Consider the following 2394-nt stretch of genomic DNA (forward strand, 5'->3'; position numbering starts at 1 on the left):
TTATTAATCATCATAAATCGTTTATCAGGATTAGTTTTACCGGGTTCTGGCAAATACCTTATTGATAATGTAATTACCAATGGACAAAGAAATATTCTATTCCCCCTACTTGGGCTAGTTGCTTTGGCAGTAGGGGTTCAATCCATTAGTTCTTTTCTACTAACCCGGATTTTAAGCGTGGAAGCGCAAAATTTAATTGCTAATCTCCGCTCAAAAATGCTCAAACAGATTATTCACCTTCCTGTCAACTATTTCGACAATCAAAAGACTGGCTCCTTGGTCTCTCGAATCATGACAGATGTTGAGGGAGTTCGAAATTTAGTAGGAACAGGTTTTGTTCAACTAATAGGCGGGATTCTAAGTGCCCTTATTTCCCTTATCATCCTAATTCGAATCAATTGGTTATTGACACTTTGTTCCCTTTTACCCTTAATTCTTTTTGGGATTATATCCATGAAAGCCTTTGGCTTTATACGCCCAATTTTTAGAAAAAGAGGTGAAATTAATGCTGACGTAACAGGTCGACTTACAGAATCCTTAAATGGAATCCGAATTATTAAAGGATTCAATGCTGAGGACCAAGAAAAAGCAGTCTTTTCTATAGGAGTCAATCGACTATTCAAAAATGTAAAAAAGTCACTTACCTCTACAAGCTTAATAACAAGTTCGGCAACCTTTTTATTAGGTTTAACTACTGTGGTAATCATGGGATTGGGTGCTGATTTGATTCTAAAAGGAGCCATGACAGTGGGTGATTTCTTTGCTTTTATCCTCTATTTAGGATTTATGATTGCCCCTATCGTACAAATGAGTAATATCGGCAGTCAAATCACGGAAGCTCTTGCTGGTCTTGACCGAATGGAAGAAATTCTAAGGCTTAAAAGAGAAATTGATGATGAACAACGTACTATTGAATTAAGAGAACTAAAAGGAAAAATTGAATTTAATAAGGTATCTTTTGCTTATGAAAAAGGTAAAGAGGTACTGAAAGATATCAATTTTAAAGCTGAAGCAGGAACGGTAACAGCTTTGGTGGGAAGCTCCGGATCCGGAAAAACAACCATTGCAGGCTTAACGGCATCTTTCCTAAACCCAAGCAAAGGTTCTGTACAAGTAGATGGAGAACACCTCTCAAAGATCACCTTAAATAGCTATCGAAGCCATTTGGGAGTTGTTTTACAGGATGATTTCCTTTTTGAGGGAACTATTAGGGAAAATATCCTTTTTGCTCGTCCAAATAGCACTGATGAGGACCTTTTAGAAGCAGTAAAAGCTGCATATGTACATGAATTTACCGACCGATTTGATGATGGTCTCAATACCCTAATTGGAGAAAGAGGAGTAAAACTATCTGGTGGGCAACGTCAACGAATTGCCATCGCAAGAGCATTACTTGCCGATCCCAAAATCCTGATTCTTGATGAGGCAACTTCAAACCTTGATACAGAAAGTGAATCCTTCATTCAAAAAAGTCTTAACCAATTAATGAAAGGTCGAACTACCTTTGTTATTGCTCATCGCCTCAGTACTATTCGTCAGGCCCATCAAATTTTAGTGATAGAAGAAGGTAATATTGTGGAAAAAGGAACACATGACGAGCTTATCCATCGAAAAGGGCGCTATTTCGATTTATATACTCATCAATCCAGGATCTAAGTAAACTTTTTAAAAAGATTTTCAAATAATTAAACAGCCTACTAAAAAGGTAGGTTGTTTAATTAAAAGCCCATACTTTCTTGGGTTCTTCTGAAAATCTATGATATCCTTTTTTCCATTTCTTTTCATAATCTTTCCCACAGAATTCACCTCCTTTTACCAGGATCAACAATCTATTAAAACCGAGAAAAAAACACCACAAAGTATTATCCTAAGCCAGGAGAAAATTCAATCTTTTCAACTCACCATCCTTTATTATCCTTTAGCAGAAACAGAAGAAACTAACTTTGGTGAGAGGCTGCAGGAGGCCAAACATATTTTTCCTTATTGTTTTATGGTTTCTAATCAAAAAGGTCTCACTTATGTCATTCTATTTAGTCAACAAACGGATGAAAATGGAAAAAACCATTTCTATTTTCTGGTCAATTCGGTGTCAACCACACCAAAAGAACAAATTCAAATTCAGTTCACCGGCGACATTACAGAACATCGTGCTTTAGAACTAATTAGAAAAGGGAATGACCCAAAAGCGGAAATCAGAAAGCATTCAAACCAACAACAACTTTTTTACTTCCATAAAACATACACTATTATCCCATTTCTTGACATTAAAAAAGAACTTGTCAATACCATTTTAACCAAATTATATTGAATTCGGAGAGAGGCAAAAATTTCCTCCATCCTAAACAAGCTACTTTGAATATCCTGTTATTTTTGATAGTTTCGGAGCAAAATATA

General features: G+C 36.0%; 2 protein-coding genes. Both read left to right on the forward strand.

What is annotated here, in order from left to right; translation table 11 throughout:
- A partial coding sequence (locus E1171_RS02700; protein WP_155203827.1) for an ABC transporter ATP-binding protein occupies window positions 1–1656 on the forward strand: 1656 nt, incomplete at its 5' end.
- Window positions 1657–1756: 100 nt separating this feature from the next.
- The gene (locus tag E1171_RS02705) at window positions 1757–2308 is read left to right on the forward strand and encodes a hypothetical protein (RefSeq protein WP_155203829.1); all 552 of its coding nucleotides are present in this window, start codon (window positions 1757–1759) and stop codon (window positions 2306–2308) included.
- Window positions 2309–2394 lie beyond the last annotated feature (86 nt).

The organism is Xanthovirga aplysinae (assembly GCF_009711365.1).
Classification (GTDB): domain Bacteria; phylum Bacteroidota; class Bacteroidia; order Cytophagales; family Cyclobacteriaceae; genus Xanthovirga; species Xanthovirga aplysinae.